Here is a 17,416-nt window from a genome sequence, read left to right on the forward strand (position 1 = left end):
ATACGGTGAGCACTCCCTCAGAGGATCGCGGCGATCTCGTCGGCCGCCGTGGAGCCGTACGCATCGGCGAGGCGCTTCAGCGCGTCGGCCCGGTCGAAGACCCATTCCTGGGTACCGGTGGTTTCGAGAACGTGCACGGCGACAAGCGACCCGAGCTGTGCCGCACGCTCGACACCGAGCCCGGCACGGTGGCCGAGGAGGAAGCCTGCACGGAATGCGTCACCGACACCGGTGGGGTCGACCTTGGCACGCTCAGGCACCACACCGACCTCGACCCAGTTCCCGTCGGCGTCGACGATACGAGCCCCATCGCCGCCGAGAGTGGTGACGCGCATTCCGACCTTGGCGCGGATCTCGTCGTCCGTCAGCCCGGTCTTCTGCTTGAGCAGACCCCACTCGTATTCGTTCGTGAACAGGTACTCGGCGCCGTCGATGAGCGCCTCTGCCTGCTTGCCATCGAGCCGCGCGAGCTGCTGCGACGGGTCGGCGACGAACGGAACGCCGAGCCGGCGGCACTCCTCGGTGTGGCGGATCATCGCGTCCGGGTCGTTCGCGCCGATCAGCACGAGATCGACGCCGTGCTTCTCGACGACATCAGCGAGGGAGATCTCACGCGCTTCGGACATGGCACCCGGGTAGAACGAGGCGATCTGCGCCATGTCCTCGTCTGTGGTGCACACGAATCGGGCCGTGTGTGCCGTCGCCGACGTGTGGACCGCATCACAGTTGACCCCGTGCTGCTCGAGCCAGCCCCGATACTCGGCGAAATCGGCACCGACGGCGCCCACCAGCACCGGCGCTCCGCCGAGGACGCCCATGGCGAAAGCGATGTTGCCTCCCACACCACCGCGACGAACGACAAGGTCGTCGACGAGAAAACTCAGCGAGATGTGCGCGAGTTGATCCGCGAGCAGCTGCTCCGCGAATCGTCCGGGGAACCGCATGAGGTGGTCGGTGGCGATGGAGCCGGTGACGGCAATGGTCACGTGGAAGAGCCTTTCCGCGTTGTCGAAAATCTGGGAGTGGAGATTCGATACGGCCCATCGAGCAGCGGCCGCAGCGTTCCCACGGTACCCGGCGGATACGTCAGGACCCCGGCACGGTCGCGTGCCGGGGTCCTGACGGTCGAGCTCAGTTGAACGAATCGCCGCAGGCGCAGGATCCGGTGGCTTGCGGATTGTCGATCGTGAAGCCCTGCTTCTCGATCGTGTCGACGAAGTCGATGGACGCACCCTCGACATAGGGGGCGCTCATCCGGTCGACGGCCAGAGCAACGCCGCCGAAGTCGACGGTGAGGTCGCCGTCGAGAGACCGATCGTCGAAGAACAACTGGTAACGAAGGCCGGCGCAACCACCCGGCTGCACAGCGATGCGCAGCGCGAGATCGTCGCGACCCTCCTGGTCGAGAAGAGCCTTCGCCTTCGCGGAGGCAGCCTCGGTCATGATGACGCCGTGAGCGGCGGTCTCTTGCTGGACAGTCATGGGCGCTCCCTGTCGTTCGAATTCAACCCGGATGTGTCAACGGTACCGCGCGGGAATCTATTCCTCATGCAGGAGTTGCTCACATTCGGTGCGTCTCGACCGTGCTCCGATGGGCGGCGTTCCGGTTCTCGCGAGTAGCCATATAGCCTGGAAGGGTGAAGTTGCTACGCCGTGGTGGTTCCGACGACTCCGACAAGCCTGAGGTGTCCGTACCCGCGACGCCCGCCGAAGCGGACGCGCCGCAGGCAGCGTCCCCGAAGGTGACCGAAGGGTCATCGAAGGTCACCGAAGGCAAGGGGCGCCCGACTCCCAAACGACGCGATGCCGAAGGCAAGCGTCGCGGTCCGGTGGCTCCGGCACCCCTTACGGCCAAGGAGGCACGCGCGCGACGCAAGGCAGCGCGGAAGTCCAAATCGAAGGGCGAGCGTAAAGCGGAGTCCGCGCAGCGGCGTGCCGACGCATCCGAGCGTCGGAATCGAATGCTGGCCGGTGAGGAGAAGTTCCTTCTACCGCGTGACCGCGGTCCGGTACGCGCCTACGTCCGCGACATCGTCGACAGCCGGCGCAATCTCGTCGGTCTGTTCATGCCCCTCGCACTGGTGCTCATCATGACCATGTTCCTGGGTCCGGTCATCCAGCAGTACGTCACCCTCGCAATGTTCGTGATGATGCTGCTGATGGTCATCGAAGGCATCTACCTCGGCCGGATGGTCAACAAGAAGTCCCGAGCGCGATTCCCGGATTCCACCGACGGTGGATTCGGCCTGGGTTGGTACGCGTTCGTGCGCGCATCGCAGATCCGGAAGTTGCGGGCGCCACTCCCCCGGGTCAAGCCCGGCGACGCGATCTGACCGGACCCCCGGCTCTGTCAATGGTCACAGGACTGCCGGTGATCACGGGCATGGCAGCGGTGCGGCGCGACGCGCGACTGCAGCACGGCAGGCAGGACTTCGGCCGCGAGATCGGCGTCACCGTCACCCGACGCACGAGACCGCGGCCGTGTCGCATCAGCAGGACGGAAGTAGTTGTAGCGCAGCGACGCTCGGGTTATCCAGCGCGGAGCTGCAATGTGCACGCGCCGGGCGATTTCGAGGCCGCCTGAAAGTACCGTCATCACGACCGCTACCAGGACCAATTCCACCATGGTTCGATCCTTCGCACCCGCACCGCGCATCGACAGTGGCAGAAACGACATTTTGCGTCGTTTTTCTGCCATTTCCACAGTTGATAGCGTCTAGCCGGTGAAGACCCACGTGAGAGGTGACCTGTGAGCAGCGGTTCCACACCAGTGCCGGACAAGACGACGGGACCGGACAAGACGACGGGGCCGGACGAGACGGCCGATTCCGTCGACATCGACTTTCCCGCGATCGTCGCCCCCGACCGCGAAACCTACCTGCAGGCAGAGGCACGGCACCGTGATCTCACCAAACCGGCCGGATCACTCGGCCGGCTCGAGGAATTCGGCTGCTGGGTGTCCTCGTGCCAGGGCGAGGTCCCGCCCCATCAGTTCCGGCAGCCACGAGTGGTGGTCTTCGCCGGTGACCACGGAGTCGCACGTACCGGGGTCTCGGCGTATCCGCCCGAGGTGACTGCACAGATGGTCGCAAATCTCTTCGCAGGCGGCGCCGCGGTGAACGTGCTGGCCGCCAATGCCGGCGCACACGTCCGGGTGGTGGATATCGCGGTGGATTGCGACACGTCCCCCGAGGTTTCCGCCTACAAGATCCGGAGGTCGAGCGGCTGCATCGACCGCGAGGATGCAATGACCCACGAAGAGACGATGCGCGCGATCGCTGCGGGTCGCGCGATCGCCGATCGTGAAGTGGACGAAGGCGCGGATCTCTTGATCGCCGGCGACATGGGTATCGGCAACACCACTCCGGCGACCGTCTTGATCGCCACACTGACCTCCACCGAACCGGTCGCAGCGGTGGGACGTGGAACCGGAATCGACGATGCCGGGTGGATGCGCAAGGTCTCCGCCATCCGAGACGCGATGCGGCGGGCACGGCCCTTCGTGAAGAATCCGATCGCGCTGCTCCGTACCGCAGGCGGTGCTGATCTCGCGGCCATGGCCGGGTACCTCGCACAGGCGGCGGTACGCCGCACGCCCGTTGTCCTCGACGGCGTGGTCGTCACCGCGGCAGCGATGGTCGCAGAAGAACTCGCACCCGGTGCGCGCCGCTGGTGGGTTGCGGGACATCGATCGTCGGAACCTTCGCACAGCGTCGCGCTCCGTCATCTCCGACTCGAGCCCATCGTCGAGTTCGACATGAGACTCGGCGAAGGATCCGGCGCCGTCACCGCGCTGCCCATCCTGCGGGGTGCTGTCTCCGTCCTCGCGAACATGGCGACCTTCGCCGAAGCAGGCGTGACAACCCGTGACGCCGTCGCCTCCCCCGCCGAACCTGCAGACAGCTGATGCGCCGTGTACTCGGCGGTGTCGCCCTGGCACTGTCGTGGCTGACAGTCGCACCCGTAAAGGGTCCGCACGAAGTCGATCGGGCAGTTGCGGGTCGAGCGATCGGTGCGGCGCCGGTCGCAGGGGTGTTCCTCGGCGCTGCGACAACGGCGGTGGCGTGGGTGGCCTCCACTGCTGGGGCGAGCGAGGGGATCATCGGATTCGTCTGTATCGGATTCCTGGCCGTCGCGACCCGGGGCATGCACATCGACGGCCTTGCCGACACCGCGGACGGCCTGGGTTGTTACGGCTCTCCCGAACGCGCCCGGGAGGTGATGAAGTCCGGCGGCGCAGGACCGTTCGGTGTGACTGCGTTGATCGTCGTGCTCGCCCTGCAAGCCGTGGCGATCGGCATCCTCGCCGAGGCAGACTCGTGGGCAGCGATCGGGTTCGCCGTCGCGTTCGGCCGCGTGGCGGTCGTGCCCGCGTGTAGACGAGGACTCCATGCCGCCGAGGGCAGCCGATTCGGTGCGCTCGTCGCCGATACCCAGGGGCCGGTGGCGATCGGAGCGTGGAGCCTCATCGCGATGGCCGCTTCGGTCGTGTGCATGCCGGGGTCACTGTGGCTCGGCCCGGTGACAGTAGGCGTGGCGCTGGCGCTCGCGTGGTGGTTCGTGAAGCACTGCGCTACCCGATTCGGCGGCCTGAACGGGGATGTTCTCGGTGCGACGACCGAAGGATGCGTGGCTCTGCTCGCGGTCGTCGCCGCATGCACCGTCTGATTTCGTCATGGGAAGGGGCGTGCCCGTCTTCGGCGGGCACGCCCCTTCCCATGTCTGACTCATGTGTCTGACTCATGCGCGCAGGGTGGTCATCCAGCCGTGTGTATCGGCAAACGTGCCGCGCTGGATTCCGGTCAGCGTGTCGCGCAACGCCATCGTGATCGGTCCGGGCTCTCCACCGGAGATGCTGAACTCACCGTCGCGGTCCTTGACGCTGCCGACCGGTGTGATCACGGCAGCCGTACCGCACGCGAACACCTCGGTGATTTCGCCGGAGGCCGCCTTCTCGCGCCATTCCTCGGTACTGATGCGCTGTTCCTCGACCGACAGGCCCGAATCGATCGCAAGCGTGAGCAACGAATCGCGGGTGATACCCGGAAGTAGCGACCCCGACAACTCCGGGGTGACCAGGCGCGCGTCCGGGCCCGACCCGTACACGAAGTACAGGTTCATGCCGCCCATCTCTTCGACGTACTTCCGTTCGATGGCGTCGAGCCAGACGACCTGATCGCAACCCTGCTCTGCGGCATGCGCCTGCGCGACCAGCGAGGCCGCGTAATTTCCCCCGAACTTGGCGGCTCCTGTACCGCCCGGTGCTGCGCGAACGTACTCACGCGAGAGCCACACGCTCACCGGTTTGACACCGCGCGGGAAGTACGCGCCTGCGGGCGACGCGATGAGCAGGTACTTGTACTCGGCTGCCGGACGAACCCCGAGTGCCGGCTCGGTCGCGAACATATATGGGCGAAGGTACAGCGACGCTTCACCTCCGGCCTCGGGGACCCATTCATGATCGACGTCGAGCAGTTCGGTGATCGACCGGGCGAACAGTTCCTCGGGCAGGTGTGGCATCGCGATGCGGTCGGCCGACCGATTGAACCGGGCAGCGTTGGCATCGAGGCGGAACGATGCGATGCTGCCGTCACTCTGCCGGTACGCCTTGAGCCCCTCGAAAATCGACTGGCCATAGTGCAGCACCATGGCGGCGGGATCCAGCGAAATGGCCCCGTAGGGCTCCACCTTCGCGTCGTGCCAGCCGGTGCCCTCGGTATAGGTGATCGAGACCATGTGGTCGGTGAAGTACCGGCCGAAACCGGGATCGGCCAGGATCTCCTGGCGCCGCTCCGCGGAAGTCGGTGAGGGATGCGGGACGCGCGCGAATTCGAGGACACCTGTCATGAAGGACAATGTTAACCAATCGCCTCCGACGCCTACTTGGTGTGGTCCTCGACGAACGGCGGCGAGACCACCTCGGCACGGAGCGCACGACCACGCACGTCGACGCTCACCTCGTCGCCTGCCGCCAACTCGGTGCCCGTGTCGAGCAAGGCAAGTGCGATTCCGATCTTGAGGGTCGGCGAGAACGTTCCCGAGGTGGTCTCACCCACTGCCACACCGTCCTTCAGGACCGTCTGGCCTTGCCGGAGCACTCCGCGATCGAGTGCCTTGATACCCCACAGGCGGCGTTTCGGACCCGCCTCCTTCTCTTCGAGCAACGCTTCGCGACCCCAGAATTCCGGCTTCTTCCAGCCGACGGCCCAGCCGGTGCGGGCCTGCACCGGCGAGATCGCAAGCGACAGTTCGTGGCCGTGCAGGGGGTACCCCATCTCGGTTCGCAGGGTGTCGCGGGCACCGAGGCCGGCGACCTGCCCTCCAGCGGCCTTCACCGCGGTTTCCAGCGCACGGAACAAGGCCTCGGCGCCATCCCACACCGGCAGGACCTCGAATCCGCGCTCACCGGTGTACCCGCTGCGGCACACGCGCACGGCTGTGCCGTTCCACTCCGCATCGAGGAACCCCATGTATGAGATGTCCGTGGGCAGTCCGAGTTCGGTCAGGATATCGGCGGACTGCGGTCCCTGTACCGCCAGGACCGCGTAGTCGCGATGTTGATCGGTGACGGTGATTCCGTCCGGTGCTTTCGCGGCGAGCTCCGCGACGACCGCTGCGGTATTCGCGGCGTTCGGCACGAGGAAGAGCTCCTCGTCCGAGACGTAGTAGACGATGAGATCGTCGACGACACCGCCGGATTCGGTGCAGCACAAGGTGTACTGCGCCTTGCCCGGCCCGATCTTCGTCAGGTCGTTGGTCAGAGCCGAGTTCACGAACTCTGCGGCTCCGGCCCCCTCGATCGACACCTTGCCGAGATGGCTGACGTCGAACAGGCCTACGCTCTCGCGGACCGCGGTGTGCTCGGCCACTGTGCCCGCGTAGGAGACAGGCATTTCCCAACCGCCGAACGGCGCGAACGTCGCGCCGAGTTCGACGTGAACGGCGTGGATGGGTCCCCGCTGCAATTCCTGGTCGCTCATGTCACATGAGGCTAGTCGACCTGCTGCACGACGGGTTCCGTCCGGCCACACCGGCGACATCCCTACGCGATCACTAGCATCGTTCGGGACCACCGTGTCTGTCATCCCCGTCTGCCTAGGAGTTGCCCTGTGAGTGCACCGACCCCGGAGTTGCCCGAACTCGTTCTCGCCGGCTCGGTATCGAAGCGAGCCGACGTACTCGTCGTCGGACTCACCTCGTCCGACGGAAACCCCGAGGTCCTTCTCGGTGACGGCGTGATCGACGAAGACGTGCTCGGGAGCATTCTCGACGCAGTGCAGGCCGTCGGAGCCACCGGCCGCGCCGAGGAGATCACCCGCGTACCTGCGCCCGCCGGGCTCGCTGTGGCGAGTGTCGTGGCTGTCGGGCTCGGCGCCGCCGACGGCATCGACGCCGAGCAGGTGCGCCGCGCGGCGGGTGCCGCATCCCGTGCACTGGCCGGTGTGACCACGGTGGCCACCACGCTGTCGGCCGTCGACCTCGGTGCCGCCGCAGAGGGCTTTGCTCTCGGCGCGTACACCTACACCGAGTTCCGCTCCGAGAAGTCGGCGCCGGGCGCCGACAAGAAGCCGCCCACCCGAATCGAGCTGCTCGTCACCTCCACCCGTGACCGCGCCGCCAAGGCAGCGCTGGCGCGGTCCACAGCGATCGCGGAAGCCGTCGCGACAGCTCGCGAGTTCGTCAACACTCCGCCCAGCCACCTGTATCCGGCGTCGTTCGCCGAGCGCGCGAAGGCTCTGGGCGAGGCAGCGGGACTGAAGGTCGAGGTGCTCGACGAGAAGGCTCTCGAGAAGAAGGGCTTCGGCGGCATCGTGGGAGTCGGCAAGGGGTCGTCGCGGCCCCCGAGGCTCGTCCGCCTCTCGTACTCCTCCAAGAAGCGCGCGGCTCCGAAGATCGCGCTCGTCGGCAAAGGCGTCACGTTCGACACAGGCGGCATCTCGATCAAGCCGGCCGCCGGCATGGAAGCGATGACTTCGGACATGGCAGGCGCCGCAGCCGTCGTCGCGACCGTGGTACTCGCCGCGAAGCTGGGGGTTGCCGCCGACGTTACCGCCACGGTGCCGATGGCCGAGAACATGCCGTCCTCGACCGCGCAGCGCCCCGGGGATGTCCTGACCCAGTACGGCGGCACCACCGTCGAGGTGATCAACACCGATGCCGAGGGGCGTCTGATTCTCGCCGACGCCATCGTGCGCGCGTGCGAAGACGAACCCGACTACCTGATCGACACCGCGACACTGACCGGGGCGCAGATGGTGGCGCTCGGCACACGCACTCCCGGAGTCATGGGCACCGAGGAGTTCCGCGACCGGGTCGCTGCGCTGTCACAGGAGGTCGGTGAGAACGGCTGGGCGATGCCGCTGCCGCAGTACATGCGCTCGGATCTCGAGTCGCGAGTCGCCGACCTCGCCAACGTGAGCCCGAATCGCTGGGGCGGCATGCTCACCGCAGGGCTGTTCCTGAAGGAGTTCGTCTCCGAAGGCGTCCAGTGGGTGCACATCGATGTGGCCGGCCCCGCGTTCAACACCGGCGGCCCGTTCGGCTACGTCGGCAAGGGTGGTACCGGTGTGCCGGTACGCACGATGCTCGCGGTGATCGAGGACGTCGCAGAACAAGGATGACGACCGCCGCCCATCACCGTCGTGAGTTCGACGCGGCCGTGCCCTCCGAACGGGGAGGGACGGCCGCGTGGGGCCGCACACATCGCGAAAGCGCTGTGAGCAGTTCCGCCCCTCGTCGAACATGAGACAGCGGCGAGTGCAAGGATGGTTCCGGGCATGCCTCCTCCGGTATCGGCCCACGAGAACACCTGAAGCAACCGCACGAGTCCCCGGCCTCGAGCACAATGGAGCGCGACCACACAATGGTCGACCCCCACGAGTCGGTACAACTCAACACACCCGAACACAACCGTCGAGGAGTCAACAGACATGGCCTTCTCCGTCCAGATGCCAGCGCTTGGTGAGAGCGTCACCGAGGGAACTGTCACGCGATGGCTCAAGCAGGAAGGAGACACGGTCGAAGTCGATGAGCCGCTGCTCGAAGTCTCCACGGACAAGGTCGACACCGAGATCCCGTCCCCCGCTGCCGGCGTGCTGATCAAGATCGTCGCTCAGGAAGACGACACGGTCGAGATCGGCGGCGAGCTCGCACAGATCGGCGAAGCCGGTGAGTCCGGGGGCAGCGCTCCAGCTCCCGCTGCCGAGGAACCTGCCGAGGCCGCGCCCGCCGAAGAGGCCGCTCCCGCCGCCGAGGCCCCCGCCCCGTCGAGCAGCAACGGCTCGGGCACCCCCGTCACCATGCCCGCACTCGGCGAATCCGTCACCGAAGGCACCGTCACCCGCTGGCTCAAGGCCATCGGCGACGAAGTCGCCGTCGACGAACCCCTCCTCGAGGTCTCCACCGACAAGGTCGACACCGAGATCCCGTCCCCCGTCGCCGGAATCCTCACCGAGATCTCCGCGCAGGAAGACGACACCGTCGAGGTCGGCGGCCAACTCGCTGTCATCGGCTCCGAGGCCCCCGCGCAGCAGACCGCAGCAGCACCGGCCGCCCCGGCCCCCGCAGCCGAGAAGCCCGCCGAGGCCGCGCCCGCCGAAGAGGCCGCTCCCGCCGCCGAGGCCCCCGCCCCGTCGAGCAGCAACGGCTCGGGCACCCCCGTCACCATGCCCGCACTCGGCGAATCCGTCACCGAAGGCACCGTCACCCGCTGGCTCAAGGCCATCGGCGACGAAGTCGCCGTCGACGAACCCCTCCTCGAGGTCTCCACCGACAAGGTCGACACCGAGATCCCGTCCCCCGTCGCCGGAATCCTCACCGAGATCTCCGCGCAGGAAGACGACACCGTCGAGGTCGGCGGCCAACTCGCTGTCATCGGCTCCGAGGCCCCCGCGCAGCAGACCGCAGCAGCACCGGCCGCCCCGGCCCCCGCAGCCGAGAAGCCCGCAGCCGAGAAGCCTGCTGCCACGCCCTCCGAGGAAGCAGCACCCGCACCGGCGGCGACGCCTGCACCGAAGGCTGCTCCTCCCGCCGAGGCACCGAAGGCCGAGCAGACTGCTGCGCCGTCGGGTGAGTCAACGCCGTACGTCACTCCTCTCGTGCGCAAGCTCGCCTCACAGCACAATGTCGACCTGGCGAAGGTGAAGGGCACCGGCGTCGGCGGACGAATCCGTAAGCAGGATGTGCTCGCAGCCGCCGAGTCCGAGAAGGCGCCCGCTCCTGCGGCAAAGCCCGCGGCCGCAGCATCCTCCGGAGTTGCTCCGGGTGTGCGTCCCGAGCTCGCGAAGCTGCGTGGAACCACGCAGAAGGCCAATCGCATCCGCCAGATCACTGCGACGAAGACCCGCGAGTCACTGCAGTCCACCGCACAGCTCACGCAGACCTTCGAGGTCGACGTCACCCGGATCGCGCAGCTGCGCGCCCAGGCGAAGAAGGCGTTCGCTGAGCGCGAGGGCGTCAATCTGACATACCTGCCGTTCTTCGCGAAGGCCGTTGTCGAAGCGCTGCGGCTGCACCCGAACATCAACGCGTCGTACGACGAGGCGAACAAGCAGATCACTTACCACGCGGCCGAGCACCTCGGTATCGCAGTGGACACCGAGCAGGGCCTGCTCTCCCCGGTGATCCACAACGCAGGCGACATGTCGATGGGTGCTCTCGCCCGCGCGATCGCGGATATCGCCGATCGTTCGCGCAACGGTGGGCTCAAGCCCGACGAACTCTCCGGTGGCACGTTCACGATCACGAATATCGGTAGCCAGGGCGCCTTGTTCGACACGCCCATCCTGGTTCCGCCGCAGGCGGCCATGCTCGGTACGGGTGCGATCGTCAAGCGTCCGGTTGTCGTCGAGGACGAGACCGGCAACGAGTCGATCGGTGTACGGTCGATGTGCTATCTGCCGCTCACGTACGACCACCGGCTGGTCGACGGCGCCGATGCGGGACGTTTCCTCAAGACGATCAAGCACCGTCTCGAGGAGGGCGCGTTCGAGGCCGATCTCGGACTGTGAACCGGTAGCACTGTGAACCGGTAGTGCAGCGGTAGCTACAGGACCGGCGTGACCGGGCGCGGGGGTGTCGTCTTTCGGCGGCACCCCCGCGTCGTTCGCTGTGTCGAGGCGTAGTGTCGGCACCTATGAGCAAGGCCACATCTTCGGCACGACTCGAGTCCACCCCGGTCGTTGTTGCTCGGCTGGGATCGATCGGCTACCTCGAAGCATGGGAGCGTCAGCGCGAGCTCGCTGCCGACCGTGCAGACGGCATCGGTTCGGACACGTTGCTACTCCTCGAGCACCCACCCGTGTACACCGCGGGGAGGCGGACCGAGGATTCCGACCGTCCCTCCGACGGCACTCCGGTCATCGACGTCGACCGCGGCGGGAAGATCACCTGGCACGGACCCGGTCAGCTGGTCGGTTACCCGATCGTCCGGCTCGCCGAGCCGATCGACGTTGTCGGCTATGTCCGGCGGATCGAGCAGGCACTGATCACGGTGTGCACCGACATGGGCCTGGTGTGTGGACGCGTCGAGGGGCGTTCCGGTGTGTGGCTGCCCGCCGAACTGCGCGACGGGCGGTGGCTCGCCGAACGAAAGGTCGCGGCTATCGGCATCCGGGTGCAACGCGGTGTCGCGATGCACGGGTTCGCCCTCAATTGCGATTCGGCGCTCGACGCCTTCGACTCGATCGTCCCGTGCGGCATCCGCGACGCCGGAGTTACCTCTCTCACCTGCGAGCTGGGCCGCGATGTGACAGTCCACGAGGTCGTTCCGGCAGTGACCGACGCTGTCGTCGCCGCGCTCGACGGCCGGCTTCCGGTCACCGAGTGCACTATCCAGCGGGTCACTTTCGAGCAGGCCGTATCGGCTACTGCACCGAATCGGACGACACCGGAGTTCACTACTCACCGGTTCTGACATGCCCACACCCGGAAGAAGTTTCACCAGGTGCTCGGGCGTACCATCGATGGCGTGACTGTCGCCCCAGAAGGACGCAAGCTGCTGCGGATCGAGACCCGGAACGCGCAGACGCCCATCGAACGTAAGCCCAATTGGATCAAGACCCGAGCCAAGATGGGTCCGGAGTACACCGAGCTGAAAGGCCTCGTGCGGAGTGAAGGCCTGCACACGGTCTGCGAGGAGGCCGGCTGTCCCAACATCTACGAATGCTGGGAAGACCGCGAAGCTACCTTCCTCATCGGTGGCGAGCAGTGCACCCGTCGCTGCGACTTCTGCCAGATCGATACGGGCAAGCCTGCCGCCCTCGACCGTGACGAGCCGCGTCGCGTCGCCGAGTCGGTGCAGTCGATGGGATTGCGCTACTCGACGATCACCGGCGTCGCGCGCGATGATCTCCCGGATGGCGGCGCGTGGCTGTACGCGGAGACCGTTCGGAAGATTCACGAGCTCAACCCCGGAACCGGCGTCGAGAACCTGATTCCGGACTTCAACGGCAAGCCCGAACTGCTGCAGGAAGTCTTCGAGTCGCGGCCCGAGGTTCTCGCACACAACGTCGAGACCGTGCCGCGCATCTTCAAGCGGATCCGTCCCGCATTCCGCTATCAACGGTCCCTCGACGTGATCACTGCGGCGCGCGAGTTCGGACTCGTCACCAAATCCAACCTGATTCTCGGTATGGGTGAGACGCCGGAAGAGGTCACCGAGGCCCTGCACGACCTGCACGGCGCAGGCTGCGACATCATCACGATCACGCAGTACCTGCGCCCGTCGCCGCGGCATCATCCCGTCGAGCGCTGGGTCAAGCCCGAGGAGTTCGTTGCTCACTCGGAGACCGCCGAGAAGATCGGTTTCGCCGGTGTGATGGCGGGGCCGCTCGTGCGGTCGTCGTATCGCGCGGGCCGCCTGTACGCACAGGCGATGGCCCACCACGGTCGCGAACTTCCTGCCGGTCAGGCGCATCTGGCTCAGGAGGGCTCGGCAAGCCAGGAGGCCAGCTCGGTTCTTGCCCGCTTCGGCAGCTAGAAACCGGGACGGTACCCGCGGTGGCAAGCGGTCCACCGCGAGGAAAGTATCCTGGTAGGCATGGCGAAGGGCAGCAAGACCGACAAGGAAGCGAAGGCAGCGGCGAAAGCCGCTCGCAAGCAGGCATCGAAGGAGCGTCGCACACAGCTGTGGCAGGCCTTCCAGATCCAGCGCAAGGAAGACAAGGCGCTTCTGCCGTGGATGATCGGCGCACTCGTTGCATCGATCGTCGTATTCTTCGTGATCGGGCTGATCTTCGGCATCGAGTGGTTCCTGCTGCCGATCGGCATCCTCGTCGGTGTGCTCGCAGCGTTCATCATCTTCGGCCGTCGCGTTCAGAAGTCCGTCTACAAGAAGGCCGACGGGCAAGCAGGCGCAGCGGCGTGGGCACTCGACAATCTCCAGGGTGCATGGCGTGTCTCACAGGCCGTGGCAGGTACCACTCAGCTCGACGCACTGCATCGGGTGATCGGCCGTCCGGGGGTCATCCTCGTCGGTGAAGGCAACCCGGGCCGGATCAAGCCCCTGATGGCGCAGGAGAAGAAGCGCGTTGCGCGCCTCATCGGCGACACTCCGATCTACGAGTTCACCGTCGGCAACGAGGAAGGCCAGGTTCCGCTTGCACAGCTGCAGAAGCAGTTGAACAAGCTTCCGCGCAACATCGATACCAAACGGATGGATGCGATCGAAGGCCGTTTGTCGGCGCTGAGTACCAAGAAGAGTGGTCCCGCGATGCCGAAGGGTCCGCTGCCTGCGGGCGCGAAGATGCGGAGCGTCCAGCGCACTATGCGCCGCCGCTGAACCACAGTGTCGAACGGCTGAGGGCCGTCGTCCCGTTCGGGACGACGGCCCTCAGCCGTTCTAGGAAGAGGTCAGCGCGAACGCACGAGCGCGGTGCCGGTCGCGCGGTCCTGCAAGCCTCTGCCGTCGATGTCGGTGACCAGAGCGGGAGCAATGAAGACGAGCAGGACCTGTCGCGCAAGGGCGCGAATCAACCCGACGCGGACGGGCGCATCCACGCGCACCACCTGGAGTCCGGCGATGAATTGCCCCGGCGTGAACGAGAACAACGTCACTGTGACGATGCCTACGCCACACCAGATGAGAAGCGTGTACGCCGACAGCGATGGGCTCTCGAGCGGGTTGTCGCCCACCAGCACCATCGCGATCGCCATCGACGAGAACCAGTCGATGGCAAGCGCGAGGACGCGTTTCGCAGAGGAGACGAGCGAACCCGGACCGTGTTCAGGAAGTCCGAGCCCCTCCCCGGGATACTTCTGTTCCCCAGCCTGTCCCGGAGGAAGGGCCGCCGAGGGGCCCGATAGCCAACTACCCGTCATCCGCGCCATGGGTCCAGGATAGTCTGGTACGTGCGGACCAGGGCAGACCCGTGCACCCGTCGGTGACCTCTACCACGTTCTACGGTCCTCACACCAGGGCAACCTGATGTGTAACACCGGCGAAACATAGGTTTGACGACCGGGCAACACCGGGTCAATACGGTCTGATCCGACGCAGGCGCCCAGCACCAAATGGCGCGCACCGACTGAAGGAGCACAAGCGTGGCGTTCACCACGGCCGAAGAGGTCATCAAGTTCATCGCGGACGAAAACGTCGAATATGTCGATGTCCGCTTCACTGACCTGCCCGGCATCGAACAGCACTTCTCCATTCCGGCGAAGGCATTCAACCAGGATGTTTTCGAAGACGGATTGGCATTCGACGGATCGTCCGTCCGCGGATTTCAGTCGATCCACGAGTCCGACATGTTGCTCCTTCCCGACGTGACCACTGCACGCCTGGACCCCTTCCGCGCAGCCAAGACGCTGAACATCAGCTTCTTCGTCCACGACCCGTTCACCCGCGAGTCCTACAGCCGCGACCCGCGTAACGTTGCCCGGAAGGCCGAGGAGTACCTGGCCAGCACCGGCATCGCCGACACCGCATTCTTCGGGGCCGAGGCCGAGTTCTACATTTTCGACTCGGTCCGCTACGACTCCGCGATGAACGGCTCGTTCTACGAGGTGGACTCCATCTCGGGTGGCTGGAACACCGGCGCCGAGTACAACGCCGATGGTTCCGCCAATCGCGGCTACAAGGTCCGTGCAAAGGGTGGCTACTTCCCCGTCGCTCCTTACGACCACTACGTCGACCTCCGCGACGCCATCTCCACCAACCTGACCAATGCGGGCTTCGAGCTCGAGCGCGGCCACCACGAGGTCGGCACCGGAGGCCAGGCGGAGATCAACTACAAGTTCAACACGCTGCTGTCGGCTGCCGATGACCTGCAGCTGTTCAAGTACATCGTCAAGAACACCGCGTGGCAGCACGGCAAGACCGCGACCTTCATGCCGAAGCCGCTCTTCGGCGACAACGGGTCGGGCATGCACGTCCACCAGTCGCTGTGGAAGGACGGGAAGCCCCTGTTCCACGACGAGGCGGGTTACGCAGGCCTGTCGGATCTCGCGCGCTGGTACATCGGCGGCATCCTGCACCATGCACCGTCGCTGCTCGCCTTCACGAACCCGACGATCAACTCCTACCACCGCCTCGTGCCGGGCTACGAAGCCCCCATCAACCTCGTGTACAGCCAGCGCAACCGTTCGGCCGCGGTGCGTATCCCGATCACTGGCAACAACCCGAAGGCCAAGCGCCTGGAGTTCCGGGCTCCCGACTCCTCGGGTAACCCGTACCTGAACTTCGCCGCTCAGATGATGGCCGGTCTCGACGGCATCAAGAACAAGATCGAGCCGTTGGCGCCGGTCGACAAGGATCTCTACGAGCTTCCGCCGGAGGAGGCCAAGAACATCCCGCAGGCGCCTACGTCGCTCCCCGCGGTCATCGACCGTCTCGAGGCAGACCACGAGTACCTCACCGAGGGCGGCGTATTCACCACCGACCTGATCGAGACCTGGATCTCGCTCAAGCGTGAGCAGGAGATCGCTCCGGTCAACCTGCGTCCGCACCCGTACGAGTTCCAGCTGTACTTCGACTGCTGAGTCTCGTCACTGCTCCGAAGCCGGTCCGCGCGCCCTTGATCGGGTGAGCGGACCGGTTTCGTTTCGTGGCCTGCCGATTTCGGCTCCACCAACTCGATCGAGCGGGTTGAATGGCTCTCGATGGAGAACCCCGAGGCGCGTTCCGCGGAGTGCCGCGAACTGCTCGTGATCTGCGTAGTGGCGACGATCGCCGGCGCAGTGATCGGGTTCGTCGGAGGAGCCTTCCGGTGGTGCCTGCGGGTCGCGGACCGATGGCGGGGCGACGTTCTCGACTGGTCCGCCTCGCTGCCCGGGCCCGATTGGCTGATTCCCATGGCCGTCACCGCTCTGTGCGCAGCGACCGCCGCGCTCATCGTCGGGCGTGTCCCTCTCGCTTCTGGAAGCGGCATCCAGCACGTGGAGGCAGTGGAACGCGACGAGGCTGTGCCGCCACCGCTTCGGGTGGTGCCCGCCAGATTCGTCGGAGGCGTGCTCTCGATCGGTTCCGGACTCGTTCTCGGCCGAGAAGGTCCGATTGTGCACATGGGTGCGGCGGTCGGTTCCGAGACGGCGCGACGGGCGCGCATGGATGACGCTCACATCCGGTCGATGCACAACGCTGTGGCGGGCGCCGGACTGGCAGTCGCTTTCAACGCCCCGGTCGGGGGTGCATTGTTCGTTTTCGAAGAGGTGACCCGAGTGTTCCGGTTCCGGACGGTCGTCCCCGTCCTGCTCTCGGTGGGCGCCGGGGTTGCGTGCTCGCGTCTGATACTCGGGGATCGACCGGACTTCGATGTCGAGACGCTCGGTACACCGTCGATCACGTTGCTGCCGGTGTTCTTGGTCTTCGGTCTTCTGACCGGGGTACTCGGAGCGGCCTACAACCGCGTGGTGGTCGGATCACTCGATCTCGTCGACGCGGTGCACGCTCTGCCGCCGGTATGGAAGGCCGCGCTGATCGGCGCCGGGGTAGGGTTGCTCGCCTCACTCGCACCGCTCGCTGCAGGCGGTGGCGATGCCGTTTCACAGCACGTGCTGGCCGGCGGCGTCCTCACACTTCCGCTCCTATGCTGGTATGTCGTGATGCGGTTCTTCGCCGGTCCGCTGTCGTACGCGGCAGGGACCCCGGGCGGACTGTTCGCGCCACTGCTCGCACTCGGCGCGCTGTGGGGGTTTCTGTACGCGCGTGTCGTGGAAGCAGTTGTCCCCGCGGTGGATTCATCGATCGTGATTCCGATGGCGATTGTGGGGATGTCGGCGCTGTTCAGCGCGTCCGTGCGGGCACCGCTCACCGGAATCGCCCTCGTTGTCGAGATGACCGCTACCACGAGCGTCACCGTCCCCATGCTTGTTGCGTCGGCGGCAGCAGTGGTCGTTGCGCATCTCGCCGGGGTCGCTCCGATCTACGACAGCTTACGCGAGCGGATGCTCGCAACCCCTACAACGCCCGGGTGAGAAC

16 protein-coding genes are annotated in these 17,416 nt (G+C 66.1%); 10 read left to right on the forward strand and 6 right to left on the reverse strand.

Annotated features, from left to right (window positions below):
- Positions 1-17: 17 nt before the first annotated feature.
- Together ACSYG9_RS25475 and ACSYG9_RS25480 are read right to left on the reverse strand one after the other, a co-directional pair.
- Positions 18-986 carry a PfkB family carbohydrate kinase gene (locus ACSYG9_RS25475; RefSeq protein WP_440125069.1) on the reverse strand — a complete coding sequence of 323 codons (969 nt, stop codon included), beginning with the start codon at positions 984-986 and terminating at the stop codon, positions 18-20.
- Between the two features lie 145 nt (positions 987-1,131).
- Positions 1,132-1,482, reverse strand: a complete 351-nt coding sequence (locus tag ACSYG9_RS25480) for a HesB/IscA family protein (protein ID WP_169686347.1) — start codon at positions 1,480-1,482, stop codon at positions 1,132-1,134.
- Positions 1,483-1,637: 155 nt separating this feature from the next.
- Between ACSYG9_RS25480 and ACSYG9_RS25485 the strand changes: the two genes are divergently transcribed.
- Complete coding sequence (locus ACSYG9_RS25485; RefSeq protein ID WP_440125070.1) at positions 1,638-2,333, forward strand: DUF3043 domain-containing protein; 696 nt, start codon at positions 1,638-1,640, stop codon at positions 2,331-2,333.
- Positions 2,334-2,350: 17 nt separating this feature from the next.
- Here ACSYG9_RS25485 and ACSYG9_RS25490 read toward each other — a convergent pair whose 3' ends face one another.
- Entirely contained in the window at positions 2,351-2,626 is a 276-nt protein-coding gene (locus ACSYG9_RS25490) for a hypothetical protein (RefSeq protein WP_454840408.1), read from the reverse strand.
- Positions 2,627-2,836: 210 nt separating this feature from the next.
- Here ACSYG9_RS25490 and cobT point away from each other — a divergent pair, with 210 nt between their 5' ends.
- Both cobT and ACSYG9_RS25500 read left to right on the forward strand, forming a co-directional pair.
- Entirely contained in the window at positions 2,837-3,907 is a 1,071-nt protein-coding gene (gene cobT, locus ACSYG9_RS25495) for a nicotinate-nucleotide--dimethylbenzimidazole phosphoribosyltransferase (RefSeq protein ID WP_440127811.1), read from the forward strand.
- Positions 3,907-4,668: an adenosylcobinamide-GDP ribazoletransferase gene (locus ACSYG9_RS25500; RefSeq protein ID WP_454840410.1), complete on the forward strand. Its 762-nt coding sequence runs from the start codon at positions 3,907-3,909 to the stop codon at positions 4,666-4,668. Before cobT ends, ACSYG9_RS25500 begins: the two co-directional genes overlap by 1 nt.
- Positions 4,669-4,740: 72 nt before the next feature.
- Here the strand turns inward: ACSYG9_RS25500 and ACSYG9_RS25505 are convergent, their stop codons facing one another.
- On the reverse strand, positions 4,741-5,847 hold the full coding sequence (locus tag ACSYG9_RS25505; RefSeq protein WP_440125073.1) for a branched-chain amino acid aminotransferase: 1,107 nt from the start codon (positions 5,845-5,847) through the stop codon (positions 4,741-4,743).
- A 32-nt stretch (positions 5,848-5,879) separates the two neighbouring features.
- On the reverse strand, positions 5,880-6,980 hold the full coding sequence (gene gcvT / locus ACSYG9_RS25510; protein WP_440125074.1) for a glycine cleavage system aminomethyltransferase GcvT: 1,101 nt from the start codon (positions 6,978-6,980) through the stop codon (positions 5,880-5,882).
- 129 nt (positions 6,981-7,109) lie between these two features.
- Between gcvT and ACSYG9_RS25515 the strand changes: the two genes are divergently transcribed.
- From ACSYG9_RS25515 to ACSYG9_RS25535, 5 genes are all read left to right on the forward strand, one after another.
- The gene (locus ACSYG9_RS25515) at positions 7,110-8,621 is read left to right on the forward strand and encodes a leucyl aminopeptidase (protein WP_440125075.1); all 1,512 of its coding nucleotides are present in this window, start codon (positions 7,110-7,112) and stop codon (positions 8,619-8,621) included.
- Positions 8,622-8,930: 309 nt separating this feature from the next.
- Positions 8,931-11,009, forward strand: a complete 2,079-nt coding sequence (gene sucB / locus ACSYG9_RS25520) for a 2-oxoglutarate dehydrogenase, E2 component, dihydrolipoamide succinyltransferase (RefSeq protein ID WP_454840411.1) — start codon at positions 8,931-8,933, stop codon at positions 11,007-11,009.
- A gap of 125 nt (positions 11,010-11,134) precedes the next feature.
- A complete protein-coding gene (lipB, locus tag ACSYG9_RS25525; RefSeq protein ID WP_454840412.1) occupies positions 11,135-11,914 on the forward strand; it encodes a lipoyl(octanoyl) transferase LipB in 780 nt (259 codons plus the stop codon).
- Between the two features lie 54 nt (positions 11,915-11,968).
- Positions 11,969-12,979, forward strand: a complete 1,011-nt coding sequence (lipA, locus tag ACSYG9_RS25530; protein ID WP_440125078.1) for a lipoyl synthase — start codon at positions 11,969-11,971, stop codon at positions 12,977-12,979.
- Positions 12,980-13,039: 60 nt separating this feature from the next.
- Positions 13,040-13,780 carry a DUF4191 domain-containing protein gene (locus tag ACSYG9_RS25535; protein ID WP_169686327.1) on the forward strand — a complete coding sequence of 247 codons (741 nt, stop codon included), beginning with the start codon at positions 13,040-13,042 and terminating at the stop codon, positions 13,778-13,780.
- 71 nt (positions 13,781-13,851) lie between these two features.
- Here the strand turns inward: ACSYG9_RS25535 and ACSYG9_RS25540 are convergent, their stop codons facing one another.
- A complete protein-coding gene (locus ACSYG9_RS25540) occupies positions 13,852-14,328 on the reverse strand; it encodes an RDD family protein (RefSeq protein ID WP_440125079.1) in 477 nt (158 codons plus the stop codon).
- A 213-nt stretch (positions 14,329-14,541) separates the two neighbouring features.
- Between ACSYG9_RS25540 and glnA the strand changes: the two genes are divergently transcribed.
- The gene (glnA, locus tag ACSYG9_RS25545; RefSeq protein WP_440125080.1) at positions 14,542-15,978 is read left to right on the forward strand and encodes a type I glutamate--ammonia ligase; all 1,437 of its coding nucleotides are present in this window, start codon (positions 14,542-14,544) and stop codon (positions 15,976-15,978) included.
- A 120-nt stretch (positions 15,979-16,098) separates the two neighbouring features.
- Positions 16,099-17,412, forward strand: coding sequence for a ClC family H(+)/Cl(-) exchange transporter (locus ACSYG9_RS25550; protein WP_440125081.1), 1,314 nt, complete (start codon positions 16,099-16,101; stop codon positions 17,410-17,412).
- The last annotated feature ends 4 nt before the right edge of the window (positions 17,413-17,416 follow it).

This window comes from Rhodococcus sp. SJ-2 (assembly GCF_053750035.1).

What these genes read in the sequence shown, in the direction of transcription:
- ACSYG9_RS25480 (WP_169686347.1), bottom strand. Translation starts at nt 1,482, where the DNA reads ATGACTGTCCAGCAAGAGACCGCCGCTCACGGCGTCATCATGACCGAG.
- ACSYG9_RS25490 (WP_454840408.1), bottom strand. Translation starts at nt 2,626, where the DNA reads ATGGTGGAATTGGTCCTGGTAGCGGTCGTGATGACGGTACTTTCAGGC.
- ACSYG9_RS25500 (WP_454840410.1), top strand. Translation starts at nt 3,907, where the DNA reads ATGCGCCGTGTACTCGGCGGTGTCGCCCTGGCACTGTCGTGGCTGACA.
- ACSYG9_RS25505 (WP_440125073.1), bottom strand. Translation starts at nt 5,847, where the DNA reads ATGACAGGTGTCCTCGAATTCGCGCGCGTCCCGCATCCCTCACCGACT.
- gcvT (WP_440125074.1), bottom strand. Translation starts at nt 6,980, where the DNA reads ATGAGCGACCAGGAATTGCAGCGGGGACCCATCCACGCCGTTCACGTC.
- sucB (WP_454840411.1), top strand. Translation starts at nt 8,931, where the DNA reads ATGGCCTTCTCCGTCCAGATGCCAGCGCTTGGTGAGAGCGTCACCGAG.
- lipB (WP_454840412.1), top strand. Translation starts at nt 11,135, where the DNA reads ATGAGCAAGGCCACATCTTCGGCACGACTCGAGTCCACCCCGGTCGTT.
- ACSYG9_RS25535 (WP_169686327.1), top strand. Translation starts at nt 13,040, where the DNA reads ATGGCGAAGGGCAGCAAGACCGACAAGGAAGCGAAGGCAGCGGCGAAA.
- ACSYG9_RS25540 (WP_440125079.1), bottom strand. Translation starts at nt 14,328, where the DNA reads ATGGCGCGGATGACGGGTAGTTGGCTATCGGGCCCCTCGGCGGCCCTT.
- ACSYG9_RS25550 (WP_440125081.1), top strand. Translation starts at nt 16,099, where the DNA reads ATGGAGAACCCCGAGGCGCGTTCCGCGGAGTGCCGCGAACTGCTCGTG.